The organism is Micromonospora sp. U21 (genome assembly GCF_018070045.1).
In the GTDB taxonomy this organism is placed as follows: domain Bacteria; phylum Actinomycetota; class Actinomycetes; order Mycobacteriales; family Micromonosporaceae; genus Micromonospora.
Genome location: NZ_JAGPYK010000002.1, coordinates 258,869 through 277,680, shown reverse-complemented (window position 1 = coordinate 277,680; position 18,812 = coordinate 258,869). Strand labels below are relative to the sequence as shown.

General features: G+C 73.2%; 18 protein-coding genes. 9 read left to right on the top strand and 9 right to left on the bottom strand.

All coding sequences use genetic code 11. From position 1 onward, the window contains the following. Positions 1 to 127: 127 nt before the first annotated feature. Both KBX63_RS04005 and KBX63_RS34975 read right to left on the bottom strand, forming a co-directional pair. Positions 128 to 1,000, bottom strand: a complete 873-nt coding sequence (locus KBX63_RS04005) for a DUF2726 domain-containing protein (RefSeq protein WP_210908292.1) — start codon at positions 998 to 1,000, stop codon at positions 128 to 130. 108 nt (positions 1,001 to 1,108) lie between these two features. Then, positions 1,109 to 1,285, bottom strand: a complete 177-nt coding sequence (locus tag KBX63_RS34975; protein ID WP_247661625.1) for a hypothetical protein — start codon at positions 1,283 to 1,285, stop codon at positions 1,109 to 1,111. 291 nt (positions 1,286 to 1,576) lie between these two features. Here KBX63_RS34975 and KBX63_RS03995 point away from each other — a divergent pair, with 291 nt between their 5' ends. The 4 genes from KBX63_RS03995 (at position 1,577) to KBX63_RS03980 (ending at position 4,094) form a co-directional block, all read left to right on the top strand. Then, positions 1,577 to 2,218 carry an Asp23/Gls24 family envelope stress response protein gene (locus KBX63_RS03995; protein ID WP_210908290.1) on the top strand — a complete coding sequence of 214 codons (642 nt, stop codon included), beginning with the start codon at positions 1,577 to 1,579 and terminating at the stop codon, positions 2,216 to 2,218. A gap of 2 nt (positions 2,219 to 2,220) precedes the next feature. After that, positions 2,221 to 2,745: a DUF6286 domain-containing protein gene (locus tag KBX63_RS03990; RefSeq protein ID WP_210908280.1), complete on the top strand. Its 525-nt coding sequence runs from the start codon at positions 2,221 to 2,223 to the stop codon at positions 2,743 to 2,745. Beyond that, the gene (locus KBX63_RS03985) at positions 2,742 to 3,302 is read left to right on the top strand and encodes a hypothetical protein (RefSeq protein WP_210908278.1); all 561 of its coding nucleotides are present in this window, start codon (positions 2,742 to 2,744) and stop codon (positions 3,300 to 3,302) included. The genes KBX63_RS03990 and KBX63_RS03985 overlap by 4 nt, the downstream gene beginning before the upstream one ends. Before the next feature lie 66 nt (positions 3,303 to 3,368). Further along, positions 3,369 to 4,094 (top strand): helical backbone metal receptor, encoded by a 726-nt coding sequence (locus tag KBX63_RS03980; protein WP_210908574.1) that lies wholly within the window; start codon positions 3,369 to 3,371, stop codon positions 4,092 to 4,094. Between the two features lie 12 nt (positions 4,095 to 4,106). Here KBX63_RS03980 and KBX63_RS03975 read toward each other — a convergent pair whose 3' ends face one another. Beyond that, on the bottom strand, positions 4,107 to 5,051 hold the full coding sequence (locus tag KBX63_RS03975; RefSeq protein WP_307871602.1) for a TerC family protein: 945 nt from the start codon (positions 5,049 to 5,051) through the stop codon (positions 4,107 to 4,109). 246 nt (positions 5,052 to 5,297) lie between these two features. On the opposite strand from KBX63_RS03975, the gene KBX63_RS03970 reads away from it, so the two are divergent. Then, positions 5,298 to 5,855 carry a DoxX family membrane protein gene (locus KBX63_RS03970; protein ID WP_210908276.1) on the top strand — a complete coding sequence of 186 codons (558 nt, stop codon included), beginning with the start codon at positions 5,298 to 5,300 and terminating at the stop codon, positions 5,853 to 5,855. A gap of 208 nt (positions 5,856 to 6,063) precedes the next feature. Beyond that, positions 6,064 to 6,456, top strand: coding sequence for an FKBP-type peptidyl-prolyl cis-trans isomerase (locus KBX63_RS03965; protein ID WP_074310352.1), 393 nt, complete (start codon positions 6,064 to 6,066; stop codon positions 6,454 to 6,456). Between the two features lie 91 nt (positions 6,457 to 6,547). Here the strand turns inward: KBX63_RS03965 and KBX63_RS03960 are convergent, their stop codons facing one another. After that, positions 6,548 to 6,934, bottom strand: a complete 387-nt coding sequence (locus KBX63_RS03960) for an STAS domain-containing protein (RefSeq protein ID WP_210908274.1) — start codon at positions 6,932 to 6,934, stop codon at positions 6,548 to 6,550. A 273-nt stretch (positions 6,935 to 7,207) separates the two neighbouring features. On the opposite strand from KBX63_RS03960, the gene KBX63_RS03955 reads away from it, so the two are divergent. Then, entirely contained in the window at positions 7,208 to 8,224 is a 1,017-nt protein-coding gene (locus tag KBX63_RS03955; RefSeq protein WP_210908272.1) for an SMP-30/gluconolactonase/LRE family protein, read from the top strand. Positions 8,225 to 8,335: 111 nt separating this feature from the next. On the opposite strand, the gene KBX63_RS03950 is transcribed toward KBX63_RS03955, so the two are convergent. Then, complete coding sequence (locus tag KBX63_RS03950; RefSeq protein ID WP_210908270.1) at positions 8,336 to 9,598, bottom strand: Ig-like domain-containing protein; 1,263 nt, start codon at positions 9,596 to 9,598, stop codon at positions 8,336 to 8,338. A 667-nt stretch (positions 9,599 to 10,265) separates the two neighbouring features. Here KBX63_RS03950 and KBX63_RS03945 point away from each other — a divergent pair. After that, positions 10,266 to 11,222: a sugar phosphate isomerase/epimerase gene (locus KBX63_RS03945; protein ID WP_210908268.1), complete on the top strand. Its 957-nt coding sequence runs from the start codon at positions 10,266 to 10,268 to the stop codon at positions 11,220 to 11,222. Positions 11,223 to 11,262: 40 nt separating this feature from the next. Then, positions 11,263 to 13,344 (top strand): PQQ-dependent sugar dehydrogenase, encoded by a 2,082-nt coding sequence (locus KBX63_RS03940; RefSeq protein WP_307871601.1) that lies wholly within the window; start codon positions 11,263 to 11,265, stop codon positions 13,342 to 13,344. Positions 13,345 to 13,402: 58 nt separating this feature from the next. Here KBX63_RS03940 and KBX63_RS03935 read toward each other — a convergent pair whose 3' ends face one another. The 4 genes from KBX63_RS03935 to pdhA all read right to left on the bottom strand — a co-directional run bounded on the left by KBX63_RS03935 (position 13,403) and on the right by pdhA (position 18,751). Then, positions 13,403 to 15,082, bottom strand: a complete 1,680-nt coding sequence (locus tag KBX63_RS03935) for a right-handed parallel beta-helix repeat-containing protein (RefSeq protein WP_210908259.1) — start codon at positions 15,080 to 15,082, stop codon at positions 13,403 to 13,405. Between the two features lie 122 nt (positions 15,083 to 15,204). After that, complete coding sequence (locus KBX63_RS03930; RefSeq protein ID WP_210908257.1) at positions 15,205 to 16,575, bottom strand: dihydrolipoamide acetyltransferase family protein; 1,371 nt, start codon at positions 16,573 to 16,575, stop codon at positions 15,205 to 15,207. Continuing rightward, entirely contained in the window at positions 16,572 to 17,588 is a 1,017-nt protein-coding gene (locus KBX63_RS03925) for an alpha-ketoacid dehydrogenase subunit beta (protein WP_210908559.1), read from the bottom strand. The genes KBX63_RS03930 and KBX63_RS03925 overlap by 4 nt, the downstream gene beginning before the upstream one ends. Next, positions 17,585 to 18,751: a pyruvate dehydrogenase (acetyl-transferring) E1 component subunit alpha gene (gene pdhA / locus KBX63_RS03920; protein ID WP_210908255.1), complete on the bottom strand. Its 1,167-nt coding sequence runs from the start codon at positions 18,749 to 18,751 to the stop codon at positions 17,585 to 17,587. Before pdhA ends, KBX63_RS03925 begins: the two co-directional genes overlap by 4 nt. Positions 18,752 to 18,812: the final 61 nt, after the last annotated feature.

Sequence of the window (18,812 nt, the reverse complement as noted above, 5' to 3'; positions counted from 1 at the left end):
GGAGATCCTCTTCATTCGCGCAGGAGTACGGGACGGCGAGCGGGAAGGTTCAACCGACGCACAGGAAATTGCCGGGATCTGGCGCGGGGCGCGCCGGAAGGGTCGGCTGGATGCAGCCGGTGACGGATCAGTCGACGCAGAGGTGGTCGAACGCGAAACCGCCCACCAGCTCGTGCCGGCGCCGGCTCAGCGCGACGATCTCCGCGGTGAGCTCGGCGCGCGGCAGCAGGGCCGGGTCGACGGGTTCCGTGACGCGCAGCCGTTCCCCGACGGCGACCGTGGCGAGGTCCTCGGCCAGCCGGGCCGCGTCGATGCCGCAGGAGAAGCGGTGCTCGGTCACCGAAACCCGCTCCACCAGGCTGGCGTCGGGGCGCACCTGCACCCAGCTCCACCCCTGCGCCGGGCCGTCGGCCCAGCGCACGTGCAGCCCCCGCACGATCGGGTCGACCAGCTGCCGGGCGACGTACGCCTCGACCGCGGCCGCGCGGGCCAGCGCGCCAAGGTCGTTGACCGGCCCGGTCCGGCCGTCCGGCAGCCGGCCGAGAATGTCCCGGAAGCCCACCGGGGTCGGCTCGTCCCCGGCGCCGCCGGCCGCGTAGTGCCGCGCGTCGATCACGTACTCCACCAGGCGTCGGCCGTGCTCCGCCGCTCGCAGGGTTGGCGACCCGATCCGCAGCACGGGCAGCCCGACCGCCGCGCTCACCGCGTCCTTGAGCCGCTCGGCCCGCTGCTCCGCGGAGCCGGCGGACGCGACCGGGCCGATCTCCACGGCGACGATCGGTCGCCCGGTGTCGGCGGCGCAGACCACGAAGTCGAAGCCGGCCCGGCTGGCCGAACTCCACTGGCTGCCGGTGACACCGGGTGGACGCCCCTGGACCAGCTCGCTGAGCCGGCGCGCCGGGTACACCCGGTGACCGGCACGGATGAACAGCGTGTCCCGCTCACCGTCGGCGGGCAACGCCCGCAGCCAGCCACGGTCGTCGCTGACGGTGCTCGTCATCTGCCTGATCCATCCGCCGGTCGGTCGAGCCGCGCCGAGTCTAGGCGGTCGATCATGGTGCGCGCGTCGGCGGTGCGGCCGGGACCGCCCGGCCGGCCGGACCGGCGGTTACTCGGCAGCGCCCAGCACCAGACCCTCGATCGTGTGCTTCTGCCGGATCGGCTCCAGCCGGTCCACCACCGGGCAGGGCAGGTGCGCCCGGACCAACGCGGGCAGGCGCTCCCAGTAGCCGTGGGTGACGGCCATGTCGTGGTGTGCGGCGTTGCCCGCGCCGGGGGCGTCCACGCCGAGCGAGCACCAGCACCGGGCGGTGGATGGTCGGCGCCGATCGGGCGGAGATGCCCCGCGCTGCGGGTACCTGCGCACCGCCCGCTGCTGGTAGCGGGGGTGGCGGCGGGTGCCGGGACACTCATGCGGTTCCTCGGGACGGAGCGAGCGTTGCAACGTTGTAGAAGCGTGTCAAGGACCACCGGGGCGCGCCGATGTGACCGGGATCACAGGTGAGCAGAGTTCCAGGGGTCACTACAGCGTGTATTCAGCGGGGTCGCCGGTAGGCGGATCGGCCGGGAGGTCAGCATGTCGGAACAGCAGTTCGGCGTCGTCGCCGGTAGCGGTCCGGGCGCTCGCGGGCGCCAGAGTGACCGCACTCGCCGTGCCGGCCGGCCTCGGCTGGCAGGTGATCCGACCATCCTCCGGCGACCTCGCGCTGGCCGAGCAGGGCGCCACCACCGGCTCGCCGCGCCGCCCCGCACCATCCGCCCGTCCGCCCCGACCGCCGGCCCCGACCCGAGCGGCGGCACCATCGCGACCGCCGGCCGTGATCCGAGCGCCGGGACCGGCCCGACCGCCGGGACCGGCCAGAGCGCCGGGAGCAGCCCCAGCGCCGGGATCAGCCAGAGCGCCGGCGCGGGCCGGGGCACTGTCGAATCGGCGGACGTCGCGCGCATCGCGGCCGACGCGGCGGGCCGGGTGCCGGGCGTGTCCGGCGCTCACCCGGCCACGGTCCGCATGGACGACCGGTCCGTGGGCCTCGACCTGCATCTGATCACCTGGTACGGCCACAGCGTCCCCGCCGTCGCCGAGGCGGTCCGGGTGGCGGTCGCCGACCGGGTGGCCGCCGACACCGGGCTCACCGTGGCGGCGGTGACGGTCACGGTGGACGACCTGCTCCTCCCCGGCGTCGACGTCCCGGGGACCGGACGGACGGCTGGAGGCTGACCATGCGGACCGCCAACCGGGTCGCCTCGCTGCTGCTGGCCGCAACGCTGCTGGCCGGCGGTGCGCTGCTGGCCGTACAGGCGCTGCTGATCACCCTGGATCGCCCGGCGCCGCTGCTCGCCCCGACCGGCTGGTACGACACGCTGACCAGCGCCCGCTGGCGCGACCCGGGTGTCCGCGCGGTGGCCGGCGGGGCCGTCCTGCTCGGCCTGGCCGTCCTGGCCGCTCAGCTGCGACGCTGGACGCCGGTCCGTCTGCGCGTCGACGAGCGGGACGGCTGGTACCTGCACCGCCGCTGTGTGGAGCGCCGGCTGGCCGACGCGGCGAGCACCGTGCCGGGCGTACGCCGGGCCCGGGTCCGGGTACGGCGGCGCGGCGCCGAGTGGCGGCCCCGGGTGCGCGCCACCGGCGACCCGGCGGCCCGTGCCGAGGTGGAGTTCGCGGTGCACCAGGAGCTGCACCACCTCGCCGCGCCACGCACCGGCCGGATCGAGGTCCGGCTGCTTCCCCGCGAGTGGCCGGTATGACCGACGCCGCACACCGACTGCTGTGGACCATCGTCGCGTTGCTGCTGGTGGCGGGCGGCACGGTGACGCTGGCGGCCAGCTTCGGTGTGCTGCCCGGCGGAGACCCCGGTGCGGCGCTGCTCAGCGCCGGCTTCCTGACCCGGTGGCGGCTTGCCACGCCGTGGACCACCCTGGCCGCGGCGGTCGCCGGGGCGCTGCTCGCCCTGACCGGGCATCGGCTGCTGGGCTGGGAGCTGCGCCCGCCGCGCTCCGCGGTGCGGGGCACGCTGAGTCACCCCGGGCGCCGCCCGGGTCGCACCCGCCTGCGCGCCGACGTCCTCGTCCACGCGCTGGAGCGCGACCTCACCGGCGGCCCGGGGGTACGCCGCGCCCAGGTGGTGCTCACCGGCGCGCCGCCGCGACCCGACGTGTGGATCCGGGTCGACCTGACGGCCGACGCCCGGGCCGCCGGCGTACGCGACCACGTCCGCGCCGCGGTCCGCCGGTTCGCGGCCACCGCCGGCTGCCAACCGGCGCACCTCGACGTGACCGCCCGGATCGAGCCCGGACGACCCTGATCCGCGCCGCACCGGCCCGGCCGGCATGATCGGTACCGGAACGGGATGGCGGACGGAGGTGCGCGGGTGCGGGTGGTGTCGCTGGTGCCGTCACTGACCGAGGCGGTGGCGTTGACCCTGCCGGGTGCGCTGGTCGGGGCCACCGACTGGTGCACGCACCCGGCCGGGCTGGACGTCGTCCGGGTCGGCGGCACCAAGTACCCGGACCTGGACCGGGTCCGCGCGCTGCGGCCGGACGTCGTGCTGCTGAACGTGGAGGAGAACCGCCGGGAGGACGCCGAGGCGCTGCGGGCCGTCGGTGTGCCGGTGCGGGTCACCTATCCGCGTACCGTCCCGGGCTCGCTGACCGAACTGGCCGAGCTGCTGGCCGAGCTGGGCGCGCCGGCGGAGCCGGGCTGGTTGCGGGCGGCCCGGCGGGCGTGGGCCGAGCCGGCCCGCCTGGCACCGGCCCGCCGGGCGGTGGTGCCGGTCTGGCGCCGGCCGTGGGTGGTGCTCGGCGGCGACACGTTCGCCGGCGACGTGCTGCGCCGGCTCGGCGTGGTCAACGCGTACGACCAGCACGCCGAACGTTATCCCCGCCCGAGTCTGGCCGAACTGCGCGACCAGCGGCCGGAGCTGGTGGTGCTGCCCGACGAGCCGTACCGGTTCAGCGCCGACGACGGGCCGGAGGCGTTTCCCGGCGTACCGTGCGCCCTGCTCTCCGGGCGACACCTCACCTGGTACGGCCCGTCCCTCGCCGAGGCGCCCGCGCTGCTGGCCGACCAGTTGTCCCGACCGACGCTGGCCGGCTGACGTCGAGCGGGGTCAGCCGGTGGAACGGGTGCGCCGGGCGGCCATGACGCTGACCACGATGGAGACCGCCAGGGTCAGCACCACCACCGCGAGGGTCAGCCAGATCGGCAGCTTGCCCACCGGCGTCTCGGCCAGGATCAGTTTCAGCCCCGCGAAGGCGAGCAGCAGGGCCAGCCCGTAGCGCAGGTAGCCGAAGTGGCGCAGCAGGCCGGCGAGGCAGAAGTAGAGGCTGCGCAGCCCCAGCACGGCGAACGCGGTGGCCGTCCAGACCAGGAAGGTGTTCGTGGTGATCGCGAGGATCGCCGCCACCGAGTCGACGGCGAAGACCACGTCGGTGGCCTCGATGGCGACGAGCGTCACCAGCAGCAGGGTCGCCATCCGCCGGCCGTCGACCCGGGCGGTGAACCGGCCGCCGTGAAACCGCGCGTCGGTGGGGACCACCCGCCGGAACAGCCGGACCACCGGATTGCGCTCCGGGTCGACGTCCGGCTCACCCCGCACCGCCAGCCGCCAGCCGGTCCAGATCAGGAAGGCGCCCAGCACGAACCCGGCCCAGGCGAGCCGGTCCAACAGCTCCGCGCCGGCGAAGATGAACAGCAGCCGGAACACGAGCGCGCCCACGACGCCCCAGAACAACACCTTGTGCTGATAGCCCGGCGGCACCTGGAAATAGCCGAACAGCAGGGCGAAGACGAAGACGTTGTCCACCGAGAGCGCCTTCTCCAGCAGGTAGCCGGAGTAGTACGCGATCGCCGGATCGCCGCCGAGGCCGAACCAGACGACCAGCCCGAACAGCAGGCCCGCGGCGATCCAGACGCCACTCCAGACCAGCGCCTCGCGCAGCTCGATGACGTGGCTGTCCCGGTGCATGAGCACGTCGACCGCGAGCATCACGGCGATCACCGCGCCGACTGCCGCCCAGGCCCACAGCGGCACCGCGACCGTCGCCTCAGCCACCCGGCGCCCCCCGCATCGACCACTGCGCACCGCCCGCCCGCCCACCCGCCGGACGGCCGTTCCCGAGCCTAGGCGAGCGGCCGATCCGACGGCGGCGCTCCGGCGAAGTCGGCGCGCGCCGGCCGGCCCGCCCGGCAGGGGTCGAAGGTCCCGGGCCGTTGCGGTCCGTCGGCCCTGCCGTCGACGGCGTTCCAGGGGTCCACTGGAGCTGCCACCGGGAAGCGCGGTGCGAAGCAGAGAAGGGACGTGGAGACCATGGCCGCGACGATCGAGCGGATCAGCGCCGAGACCACCGCTCCGACGGCGGACACCCCCCGCGAGAGGGCCGCCCGGTACATCCTGGCCGGCATCCGGCTGGCGCTGGGCTGGATCTTCCTCTGGGCGTTCATCGACAAGCTGTTCGGCCTCGGGCTGGCCACCGAGTCGAAGAACGCCTGGATCAACGGGGGCAGCCCGACCGAGGGGTTCCTCACCTTCGGGGTCGCCGGTCCCTTCAAGGACGTTTACGCCGGGATCGCCGGGGCCGCCTGGGCGGACTGGCTGTTCATGGCCGGCCTCGCCGGGATCGGCGTCGCCCTGTTGCTCGGCGTCGGCATGCGGGTCGCCGCCGTCGCCGGAGGGCTCCTCCTGGTGCTGATGTGGACCGCCGTGCTGCCTCCGGAGAACAACCCCTTCATGGACGACCACCTGATCTACGCCGCGGTGCTGGCGGTGCTGGCGCTGGTCAACGCCGGCGACACCTGGGGCCTGGGCCGGGCCTGGGCACGGCTGCCCATCGTCCGTCGGATGCGCTGGCTCCGCTGATCCACACCGCACCACCCTCGGGCGGGTGTCAGCACCGGTGACGCCCGCCGAGGCGTGCGGCCGGCCTTTTGCCCTGAACACCCCGGTGGGTCGTGGATCCGCCGGGGTGTCGCCACGCCGGTAGCGGGACCGCCGCACATCGGTGGGCTGCGATCCGGCAGGATCGACGGTGACCGGACACATCACCCAAATGGCAGGAGTTCCCCGCATGAACCAGGCAGCAGGCGCCCGATCGGGCAAGCCCGAGGTGGGTCCGATCGAGGGTGCGCCGCCGGCCGACCTCGTGATCGAGGACATCACCGTGGGCGAGGGCCCGCAGGCCCAGCCGGGCCAGCTGGCCAGCGTGCACTACGTCGGCGTGTCGCACTCCACCGGTAGCGAGTTCGATTCGTCCTGGAACCGGGGTGAGGCGTTCGAGTTCCCGCTCGGCGGCGGCCAGGTCATCGCCGGCTGGGACCAGGGCGTTGTCGGCATGCGCGTCGGCGGCCGGCGCCGCCTCACCATCCCGCCGCACCTGGGGTACGGCGACCGCGGCGCGGCCGGCGTCATCAAGCCGGGCGAGACGCTGGTCTTCGTCGTCGACCTGCTCGGCGTGCGCTGATTTGATCCTCCGGGGGTCGCCGGCCGAAGCCGGCGGCCCCCGCTGGGCAGCAGCAGGCGGAGGCCGGATCAGGCGGAGACGGGGGCGTTGGTCAGGCGGCCAGTGCCAGGCGTGCGGCCGCGACCGTCGGGCGGCGCGCGGCCTCGACCGCTCGGGCCGGCTCCAGGATCGGCATCACCCGGTGCAGACCGGTGGCGCGCAGCACCCGGGTCACCACCGGGGTCGGATCGACCAGGACGAGCTCGCCACCACGGGCCCGGACCCGCAGATGGGCGGCGAGCAGCGCGCGCACCCCGGCGGCGGAGAGCAGTTGCAGCTCGGACAGGTCCACCTGGAGCGCCGGGCGGGCCGGCGCCGACCACAGCGCGGAGCGGAACGCGGCCACCGTGGCGATGTCGACCTCGCCGGCCACCCGCACCAGGACAACCTGATCACCCACGCTGACCTGCACGTCGAACCGGTCGCTGCGCTCTCCCATGCCGAGAAATCTAGCCCCCACCACCGACAGTTTCGCCCCTCCGCGGAGTGATTCCGGGTACGTCCAGGGTCAGACCCCGAGGCCACCCCGATCCCCCTCAGGGCGGAGGCCAGGGTCCCCCGGCCCCGCGCTCGCCACCGCGGAGAGCACCGGCGCCGCCGCCCGAGGCACGCGCCGGCCACCGGGAGTCCGACGCCCGTCCGCTCGACGGCCGGCGCGCCGCGACGCGGCGGTGATCCGTCCCGGCCGGCATCGGCGGTGGAGAATGGACAGATGCTGATCCCCCGGCCCCGGCCGCCCCGGCTCATCCGGCCCGTCCGCGAGCAGGCCACCGTCCCTCCCCCGCTCACCGGGGCGTGGGCGGCCAACGACCGCCGGCTCGACCACGTCGACCTGCTGCCACTGCCCGACGGCGCCGTCGGGCCCGAGGACGTGCTGGTCGACCCGGGCGGCCGGGTGATCAGCGGCGACGAGGACGGCCGACTCTGGTGGTGGCCGGCCGACGCGCCGGCCGGCACCCGACCCCGCCTGCTGGCCGAGACCGGCGGTCGGCCGCTCGGCATCGAGTTGGACCCGTCCGGTGAGGCGCTGATCGTCTGCGACGCGTACCGCGGGTTGCTGCGGGTCACGCCCGACGGCGCGGTACGCGAGCTGACCGGCACGGCACCCCCGGTGCACCTGGCCAACAACGCCACGGTGTCCCGCGACGGCACCATCTACTTCACCGACTCCTCCGACCGGTTCCCGGTCTCGCACTGGAAACGGGACCTGCTGGAGCACCGCCCCAACGGTCGGGTGCTCGCGCACCACCCGGCCAGCGGGCGCACCGAGGTGGTGACCGACGGGCTGTACTTCCCCAACGGGATCGCGCTGACTCCCGACGAGTCGGCGCTGATCCTGGTGGAGACCACCACCCACCGGTTGCTCCGCGTCGAGCTGGGCGGCGGGGTGCGGGTGCTCGGCGACCTGCCCGCCTATCCGGACAATCTCTCCGCGGTGGGCGACGGAACGTACTGGATCGCGCTGCCCAGTCCGCGGGTGCCGGTCGCCGAGCGGCTGCTGCCGCACCCGCGGCTGCGCCAGCTCGCCGCGTTGCTGCCCGACGCGATGCAGCCGCAGCCACGCCGCTACGGCTTGGTCGCGCTGGTCGACGGCGCGGGCACGGTCCGCCGGACGCTGCACGGTCCGGCTGGGCACTACTGGATGATCACCGGGGTACGCCAGCACGGCGACCAGCTCTGGTTGGGCAGCCTGATCGGGTCAGGAGTGGCCCGGGTACCGCTGGACTGATACGGCCGGGCCGGGATCGTCTCCGGTGTCGGCCGCGCCCCCGAGGTCCGCACCGGGTCCGGGGCCGGCCCGCCGGAATGGCGGGCCGGCCCCGAGGCCGTCGGCGATCTCTCAGCGGCCGCTGACCGAGGGCGCCGGTGCGGGCGACCCGCCGGCCACCGCGCCCGGGTGCGCCGGGGCGACCGGCGCGGGCCGCAGCCCGGGCGGCACCGGCAGGGCGCTGCCCCGGACGAACTCGTCCCAGCTCACGTTCCACGCGGTCCAGCCGTTGCCGGCCTGCAACGGCACCTCGGTGCCCTTCACGGTGACCAGGTCACCGACCTGGGTCAGCCCCATCAACCAGTCCGCGGCGGTGGCGGCGACGTTCGTGCACCCGTGCGAGACGTTGGTGCTGCCCTGGTCGCCCTCCGACCAGGGGGCCGAGTGGATGAACTCGCCACCCCAGGTGAGTCGCTGAGCGTCGTCGACGTCGACCACGTAGCCGCCGTCCGGCTCACCCCGGGTGTCGAACGTGGTCCGCTCGTGCTTCTCCATGATCACCATCTTGCCGCTCGAGGTGGGCGTACTCGGCTTGCCCAGGCTGACGGGGATCCGGCGGACCTGCTTGCCGTCGCGCAGCACGGTCATCTGCTTGGTGGCGTTGTCGATCTCCAGCGCGACCTGCTTCCCGATCTTGGAGGTTGCGGTCCGCTCGGCGTCGCCGACCCGGTCCTTGCCGATCGGCAGTCCCTCCAGGCCGGCCCGGACGCTGATCGTCGTGCCCGGACGCCAGAAGTCTGGTGCCCGGTAATAGACCTGGGTTCCGTCGTCCAACCACGACCAGGCACCCGGCTGCGGCGGATTCGTCTTTACGAACAACCGGCGCTGGACGTCCGCCCTGGCCTCTTTCGGAATTCCCGGGTCGAACGCCACCGTTACCGGCATGGCCGTGCCGTACGTCCGGTTGCCGACGAAATAAAGCGTGCTGGTGATCTGTGGTCTGGTGGATTTGGCCATCGTGGTGAACGTGGTGGTCCGGGTCGTCGTGGCACCCGAGTCGCCGGTCGCCGTCACTTCGGCGGTGTAGGTCCGCTTCGGTTGCAGCGGCGTGCTCGGCACCCAGCCCGAGCCGTCCTCACGCGGTTCCGCCTTGACCTGCTTGCCCTTGTCGTCCGTGAGCCGGACGTCGGTGACCCGCCCGCCCTTGACCGCGGTACCCACCTCGGCGCTGACCGGCACCTCCCGGGCCTTGTCCCCCGGCGTCACGGTGAGCTCCGGCGGGGCGGCGTGCCGCTTGCCCGACGCCGGGTCCCGGTCGGAGGTGCACCCGCCCACAACCAGCGGTGCGGCTGCGATGGTTACCGCCAACAGCGTCAATCGCCGCCTCAACGTCATGTTCAGTCCCCCCGTTTTCGACTTCCCTCTGCCACATTCTGGCCGCCTCGATCGGGGTGCCCATGCCATTCGGAAATAATCGTCGGCGCATTTATCGGCGCATTTTCCGGCGTTGAGGCACTTGACGAAACAAAGGCGCAACCGGCCCACCGTGAGCGGCACCGACCCACTCCGACCGGCCACACCCCACCCGACCCGCCCCGTCCCGTCCGGCCCTCACCACGGGGGTCTTGCACGGTCTGCCACAGTTCCGCTGCTTTCGCCCCTGGTACCACCAGGCAGGAATCCCACGGTCCTGGAGGTACGACGCCCGACCGGGCCAGGCCGGCGTCGGACACGAGAAGCAGGAGGTCAGGGCGGGTGGCGCAGCACGAGGAAGGACTTTTGTCGGCAGGAGCGAAACTTCTGCTGATCGAGACGAAGCTTTGCCTTCGTCCGGAGGCAAGGGTAAGGTCGCGATTCAGATAGAAGGTTGCCCATTCGTCGATCACTCTGCCGCCACCCCGCCGGGTCGCTGTGTTCCGCTCCCGACAGGTCCGGGCCGCACCCGCGCGCCGTCCGCCATCGTCCCGCCGGATCCCGGATCCGGCCGGTTCGGCGCGCCCGGAGGCGGCAGGCGGTCGACCTCCCCCGACGGCGAGCCAGCCGTCAGGAAGGGACCACCACCATGGATCAACAGACCAACGGACCGGAGTCGGCACCGGCGTCCGAACCGGTCAGCCGACGCGGCGTGCTCCGCGCCGCGACCGTCTCCGCCGCCGCCCTCGGCACCGCCGGCCTGCTCGCCGGTCCGGCCGCCGCCGCGCCGGCCGCACAGTCCCACGGCCGGCGCCGGGTGCCGGTGGACCGGATCAGCATCCAGCTCTACACGCTGCGCGACCAGCTCGCCGCGGACCTGCCCGGCACCCTGGACGCACTGCGGCGGATCGGCTACCGGCGGGTGGAGCACGCCGGCTTCGTCGGGCGCACCGCGGCGCAGTTCCGGGCCGCGCTGGACGCGGCAGGGCTCCGCTCCACCTCCGGGCACACCGGCATTCCGCAGCCGTTCGACGCCGCCACCTGGGAACGCGCCCTCGCCGACGCGAACGTGGTGGGCTGCAAGAAGATCGTCCACCCGTACTTCGGTCGGGACGCCGAGGGGCGCCCGATCCGGGACCCTGCCGTCTACCGCGCCCTGGCCCGGGACCTGAACCAGGCCGGCCGGCTCGCCGAGCGCGCCGGGCTGGACTTCGGCTACCACAACCACCAACTGGAGTTCGTGCCACTGACCGACGGGTCGACCGGCTTCGACATCCTCACCCGGCAGACCGACCCGCGGCTGGTCCACTTCGAACTCGACCTCTACTGGACCTGGCGGGGCGCACACGACCCGGTCGACGTGATCCGGGCCAACCGCGGCCGGATCCGCCAGGTGCACGTCAAGGACCTCGACGTCGAGGGTGGCTTCGCCGACCTCGGCGACGGCGTCATCGACTTCGGACGGATCTTCGCCCACGAGCGGGAAGCCGGCATCGAGGAGTACATCGTGGAACGCGACGACGCGGGCACCCCGCCGCGCGCGCCCGCCGATGCCCTGGACACCGCCCGCGTCGGCTTCGACTATCTCGCCTCACTCCGGTACTGACGAACACTCGGGGGACGACTCCATGAAAAGGACCGCACTCGTGTCCGCCCTGCTGCTGGTGACGGCCGGCCTGGCCGCGCCACCGGCAGCCGCCGCGCCCGCACCGGCGGCACCACCGGACAGCAGTTTCCAGAAGGTGACACTGAACGACTTCCCCGGCGAGCCGATGAGCCTCGCCGTCCTGCCCGACCTGCGGGTGCTGCACACCTCCCGCACCGGCGAGGTACGCATCCACGACCCGCGCACCGGGCTGAACACCCTCGCCGCCGACATCCCGGTGTACGAGCACGACGAGGAGGGCCTGCAGGGGGTCGCCATCGACCCCAACTTCGCCCAGAACAAGTGGGTCTACCTCTACTACTCGCCGCCGATGAACACGCCGGTGGACGACCCGGCGACCCCCGACGTCAACGAGGGGGACGCGCCGGAGACCGGCACCGAGGCGGACTGGCAGCGGTTCAAGGGCGCGCTGCGGCTGTCCCGGTTCAAGCTGGACGGGCAGAAGCTGAACCTCGCCAGCGAGCAGCAGATCATCGACGTGCCCACCGATCGGGGCATCTGCTGCCACGTCGGCGGCCAGATCGACTTCGACAGCAAGGGCAACCTGTACCTGTCGACCGGTGACGACACCAACCCGTTCGCCTCCGACGGCTACATCCCGATCGACGAGCGGGCCGACCGCAACCCGGCGTACGACGCCCAGCGCACCTCGGCCAACACCAACGACCTGCGCGGCAAGCTGCTGCGTATCAAGGTGAAGGCCGGTGGTGGTTACACGGTGCCGGCCGGCAACCTGTTCAAGCCCGGCACGGCGCAGACCCGCCCGGAGATCTACGCGATGGGGCTGCGCAACGCGTTCCGGTTCGCCGTCGACCGGCGGACCGACGACGTGTACCTGGGCGACTACTCCCCGGACGCCTCCAACCCGAACCCGGAGCGCGGGCCGGCCGGGCACGGTCGGTGGATGCGCATCGACAAGCCGGCGAACTACGGCTGGCCGTACTGTGTGACGCCGACGATCGCCTACCGCGACTACGACTTCGCCACCGGCGAGTCCGGCGCCAAGTTCAACTGCAAGCGCCCGGTCAACGACTCGCCGCACAACACCGGCAAGCGGCAGCTGCCGCCAGTCGAGCAGCCGGAGGTCTGGTACCCGTCCGCGGCGTCCGGTGAGTTCCCGCAGTTGGGCACCGGCGGCATCGGGCCGATGGGCGGCCCGGCGTACGACTACGACGGGACCAGCACCTCGCGGACCCGCTGGCCGGCCTACTACGACGGGGTGCCGCTGTTCTACGAGTGGACCCGCGACTACATCAAGGAGTTCCGCCTCGACTCCGACGGCGACGTCAACGACATCCGCCCGGTGGTGCCGTCGCTGGTGGTGGACAACCCGATGGACATGGAGTTCGGCCCGGACGGCGCGCTCTACGTCCTGGAGTACGGCGACGGCTACTTCGCCGAGAACCCGGACGCGCAACTGTCCCGGATCGACTTCGTCCGGGGCAACCGGACGCCGATCCCGAAGATCAGCGGCACCCCGACCGTCGGGCAGGCACCGCTGACCGTCGCGTTCTCCAGCGCCGGCACAACCGACCCGGACGGTGACAAGCTGAGCTACGCGTGGGACTTCAACGCGGACGGCTCGGTGGACAGCACCGCTCCGAACGCGAGCTGGACGTTCCCGGAGAACGGCTCGTACACGCCGACGCTGAAGGTGACCGACCGCACCGGACGGTCCGCCTCGGCCTCCCTGCCGCTGGTGGTCGGGCCGACCGCGCCGATCGTCGAGTTCGTCGCACCGGTGGCCGGGCAGCCCTTCCAGTTCGGGCAGACGGTCGCGTACGAGGTGAAGGTCACCGACGACCTGCCGGTGGACTGCTCCCGGGTGAAGGTCACCTACGTGCTCGGGCACGACGAGCACGGGCACCCGCTCTCCACGTCGACGGGTTGCAGCGGGACCATCCCGACCTTCATCGACGGTGGGCACAGCGGAGCGGACAACCTGACGGCGGTCTTCGTCGCGGAGTACACCGACGCGCCGACCGAGCCGGGCGTGCCGCCGCAGTCCGCCTCGGCCACGGTGGTGCTGGATCCGACCCCGGTGGCCGGCCTGGCCGGCTGACCAGTTTCACGGTGACAGCGGCGGCGGTCGGAGCATTCCGGCCGCCGCCGCCCGTCGATCAGGCCCAGTCGCTGTCGACGTGGTTGTCGCGCCAGCGACCGCCCACCGGCGGGGTGTCCAGCCGCATCCCGTCCTCGGCGTTGCCGGCGAGGTCGTTGTCCTCGACCCGGCAGTCCACGCAGCTGCCCCGCTCGGTGATCCACAGTCCGTGGGTCTGAGTTCCGGATTCGTGGTTGTCCCAGATCCGGTTGCCGCGGATGGTGGCCGAGTCGAACGGCGCGTCGATGGTGATGCCGGCTCGCCGCCCGGGTGCGGGGGCCAGTTCGTACGCGCAGCCCGGCGGCGGCACGTCCCCGCTCCACGCGGTGAACGCGTCCGGACGGACCGGGGCCAGGCTCAGTTCGTCGGCGGTGTTGGAGGCCACCGTGGCCACGGAACGGCCGACCCGCAGGACCTTGCCCCGGTGCCCGTCGTGCGGCCAGTCGGCCGCCCGATCCACCAGGCTCCGCTCGCTGTAGCGGACGGCATCGCCCGTACCGCCGGCGGCTCTCGCGTACTGCCGCCCGTTGTTGCGGATCCGGTTGTTGAGCAGCACCGCGTCGGTCATCTGGTGGTCGATGCGGACGGCGTCCAGCCCGTTGCCCCAGAACTCGTTGCTCTCGATCACCACGTCCCGGATCGGGCCCTGGTAACCGCGCCCGAGGTCGTGCGCGTGGTAGCCGTGCTGGCCGTTGCCGCTGATCCGGTTGCCCCGGACGATGTACGGGCCGGGGCTGTTGCCGATGCTGACCCCGTCGCGCAGGTTGCCGTCGATGACGCAGTCGGTGAGGAGTCCACCCCGCCCGGCGACGGACGAGGTGCCCTGCGCCGACACGTCGAAGCCGGCCTCCAGATTGCCGGACATCGTGCAGGCGGACACGATCAGGCCGTCGGTGCCCCAGTCGGAGATGCCGAACCGGTTGCCCTGGCTGTGGCAGCCGATGATGCGGTAGCCGCGGGGCGGCTCCCAGTAATCCTTCTGCAGCTCCAGGAATATCCCGTTGGTGCCGTTGGCCAACGCGGTGCAGTTGGCGATGGTCAGCCGCTCCACCGGGCCCCACCCGCCGACGCCGATTCCGATGCCGGCCCCACCCATCTGCTCGCCGTTGTCCAGTCGACCGCAGCCGACCACCACCACGCCGTCGATGAGCGAGTCCTGGAGGAAGTCGCAGCCCAGTCCGCTGGCCGCGGTGTGGTGGATGTAGAGGTTCCGGAACACGCCCCGCACCACGTACTGCAGGCCGAGGCCCTTGGCCAGGTAGTTGTACTCGGCCATCGCCACGCCCGAGCCGTCGACCTGGAAGTCGGCGAAGGTGCAGTCGGCGATGTGCCGGTCCCGGTCGGCGCCGTGCTGGAGGGTCGTCCAGAAGGCCAACGGAGTGGGGTCGACCCGGTTGCCCTCGTTGCTGAGCATGAACCGGGTCGCCGCCGGGCCGGCCCCGACCAGCGACACCCCACTGCGCCACACGGTGCCGGCGTCGCGGATCGAGTAGATGCCCGGTGGGCAGTAGATGACCCGGGCCCGCCCGTCCGAGGCGTACCCTGCGCCGAGCCGGTCCACGAGGGCTGCCAGCGCCGGCTGGTCGTTGGTCGCGCCGTCACCGGTCAACCCGTACTCCAGGGCGTCGCAGTAGAGCGGCGCGCCGGCTGCGGCGGGCCGCCGTACCCGCACCGAGTCGAGTATCGCCTCGTACGCCACGGGCCGGCTCCCTTCGACGCGGGTGGTGCGCGCCGACTTCCCGGTGACGTGTGCGGGAAACCCATGGATGCGGGCCGGCCCCGGCACCGCACAGGGCAGCACCGGGGCCGGGGTACGCCGGGTCAGACGGCGGCGATCAGCAGCGCCGGGCGCTCCACGCAGTCGGCGACGTGCCGCAGGAAGCCACCGGCCACGCCACCGTCGCAGACCCGGTGGTCGAAGGTGAGGCTGAGCTGGGTCACCTTGCGCACGGCGAGCTGCCCGTCCACCACCCACGGCTTGTCCACGATCCGCCCCACGCCGAGCAGTGCCGCCTCGGGGTGGTTGATGATCGGTGTGGAGCCGTCCACGCCGAACACCCCGTAGTTGTTCAGGGTGAAGGTGCCGCCGGTCAGCCGGGCCGGCGCCAGGGTGCCCGCCCGCGCCGCCGCGGTGGTGGCAGCCAACTCCGCGGCCAACTCGGCGGTGGTGAGCCGCTGGGCGTCGCGCAGCACCGGCACCAGCAGGCCCCGGTCGGTCTGCGCGGCGATGCCCAGGTGCACCCCGGCGGACTGGACGATCTGCTGGGCGTCGGTGTCGACCCGGGCGTTGAGCTGCGGGAACCTGCGCAACCCGGAGAGACAGATCCGGGCCAGCAGGGCCAGGATGCTCACCGGCGCGTCCGGCGTCGCCGCGTTGATCGCGGCCCGGGTTTCCAGCAGCCCGGTGGCGTCCACGTCGACCCAGATGGTCACCTCGGGGATCTCCCGCCGGCTGCGGGAGAGCTTGTCGGCGATCACCTTGCGGACCCCCGTGAGCGGGACGATCACATCGCCGTCCCCGCCCGGAGCCACCGTCACGTGCAGGTCCGGTACGGCCGCCAGCCGGGGAGCGGGCGCGGCCAGTGCCGCCTCCACGTCAGCGCGGCGGATCACGCCGCCGGGCCCGGACCCACGCACCGTGCTCAGGTCGACGCCGTGCTCCCGGGCCAGCCGACGGACGATCGGTGAGATGACCAGGGCCGTCGGCGCGGTGACGCGGTCGCCCGGCTCGGCGATGTCCGCCGGGCTGGCGCCGGTCGCGGCGCTGGTGCCACCGGACGGTGGGGCGTCGGTGGGCTCGGGTGCCAGCGCGAGCCGGGGCCGGCGTCGCCGCCGGACCGCTCCACCGTGCCCGGTGCCGTACCCGATCAGCACGTTGCCGGAGCCCGCGCGCTCCTCCTCGCGGTAGGTGGCGTGCCCGGCCGGCTCGTCGTCGCCGTCGAGCGGCGCGATGGTGATCAACGGCTGGCCGACCGGACGGACCTCACCCGCCGCGCCGTGCAGGGTGACCACTCGGCCGGCGTACGGACAGGGCACGTCGACGACCGCCTTGGCGGTCTCCACCTCGACCACGCTCTGGTCGACCGTGACCACGTCGCCCACGGCGACCCGCCACTCGACGATCTCGGCCTCGCTCAGCCCCTCGCCCAGGTCGGGCAGGAGGAAGACCTGCGTCCGCTCGACGGTGGTCATGCCGCGCTGCCCTGCATCGACCAGCGCGGGTCCGGCTGGTCGTCCCACTGCAACCGGGCCACCGCGTCGAGCACCCGGTCCACCCCGGGCAGGTGGGTGTGCTCCAGCATCGGCGCCGGGTAGGGGATGTCCAGCCCGGCCACCCGCAGCACCGGGGCGTGCAACGCGTGGAAGCAGCGTTCCTGCACCCGGGCGGCGATCTCCGCGCCGACGCCGGCGAACCCGGGCGCCTCCTGGATCACCACGCACCGGCCGGTACGCCGGACGGAGGCGGTGATCGTGGCGTCGTCGAACGGCACGATGGTGCGTACGTCCACCACCTCCAGGTCCCAGCCCTCCTCACGGGCGGCCTCGGCGGCCTCCAGCGCGACCGGCACCGCCGGCCCGTACGCCACCAGGGTGGCGTCGCGACCGGGCCGACGCACGACCGCCCGGCCGAACGGCTCGGTACGCGCCGGCAGCTCCGCGTCGGCGCTGGCGAAGTAGAGCTTCTTGGGCTCCATGAAGACCACCGGGTCCGGGTCCTCGATCGCCTCCCGCAGCAGCGAGTACGCGTCCTGCACGGTCGCCGGGGTGACCACCTTCAGGCCGGGGGTGTGCGCGTAGTAGGCCTCGGACGAGTCGCAGTGGTGCTCCACCCCGCCGATCCCGCCGGCGTACGGCACCCGGATGACGATCGGCACGCTCAGCGCGCCCCTGGTGCGGTTGCGCAACTTCGCCACGTGCGAGGCGATCTGTTCGAACGCCGGGTACGCGAACGCGTCGAACTGCATCTCGACCACCGGCCGCAGCCCGGACATGGCCAGGCCGACGGCGAAGCCGACGATGCCGGCCTCGGCCAGGGGGGTGTCGAAGCAGCGGTTCTCGCCGAACCGGGCCTGGAGGCCGTCGGTGATCCGGAAGACGCCGCCGAGCTGGCCGACGTCCTCACCGAAGACGACGACCCGCTCGTCGGCGGCGAGGGCGTCGCCGAGCGCGGTGTTGAGGGCCTTCGCCATGGTGGTGGCCATCAGGCGTCACCCTCCTCGTCGCGGGCGGCGGCCAGCTCGGCGCGGACCTGCTCGCGCTGCTCGACCAGTTGCGGGGTGGGCTCGGCGTAGACATGGTCGAAGAGGCTCAGCGGGTCGACCGTGGGCTGCTCGTTCATCCGGGTCCGCAGGTCCGCCGCGTACGCCTCGGCCTGCTCGGCGACGTCGGCGACAGCCGCGTCGTCGAGCACTCCGCGCGCCCGCAGGTAGGTCTCCAGCCGGGTGACCGGGTCCCGGTCCCGCCAGGCGTCGACCTCGGCGCCGTCGCGGTAGCGGGTGGCGTCGTCGGCGTTGGTGTGCGGCTCCATCCGGTAGGTGTGCGCCTCCACCAGGTACGGCCCGTTGCCGGCCCGTGCGTGCGCGACCGCGCGGGTCAGCACGGCGAGCACCGCGACCGGGTCGTTGCCGTCGACCTGCTCGCTGGGCACCCCGTAGCCGACGCCCTTGTAGGCCAGCGACGGCGCGGCGGTCTGCCGGGACAGCGGGACGCTGATCGCGTACCGGTTGTTCTGGACGAAGTAGACCACCGGCGCCTTGAACACGGCGGCGAAGTTGATCCCCTCGTGGAAGTCACCCTCGCTGGTCGCGCCGTCGCCGATGAAGGCCAGCGCCACCGTGTCGCGCCCCTGGTACGCCTCGCCGTGGGCCAGCCCGGCGGCGTGCACGCACTGGGTGGCGAGCGGGGTGCACTGCGGCGCGGTGCGTACCTCGGTCGGGTCGTAGCCGCAGTGCCAGTCGCCGCGCAGCAGGGTGAGCACCTCGACCGGGTCGATGCCCCGGGCAACCAGAGCCATCGACTCACGGTAGGTGGGGAACACCCAGTCGGTGTCCCGGACCGCGAGCACCGCGGCGACCTGGCAGGCCTCCTGGCCGCGGGAGGACGGGTAGACGGCGAGCCGGCCCTGCTTGGTCAGCGCGGTCGCCTGCGTGTCGAACCGGCGGCCGAGCACCATGCGGCGGTACAGCTCCCGCAGCGCCTCGACGGGCGGCTCCGGGTAGTCGGTGCGGGCGGGCAGCGGCGTGCCGCTCTCATCGAGCAGGCGGACCGGCTCGGCGTCGGGCAGCAGCGGGCGCGCCGGGTCGGGCGGGGTGGCCGCCCGACGGGTGCGCGGGGATGCCCTGCGGACCGCCTGGGGAGTGGTCGTCACGGCGGAACCTCCTGGGACGTGTGGTGGGCCTATGCTTCCGCCTGTCGGATGATTGACTCAA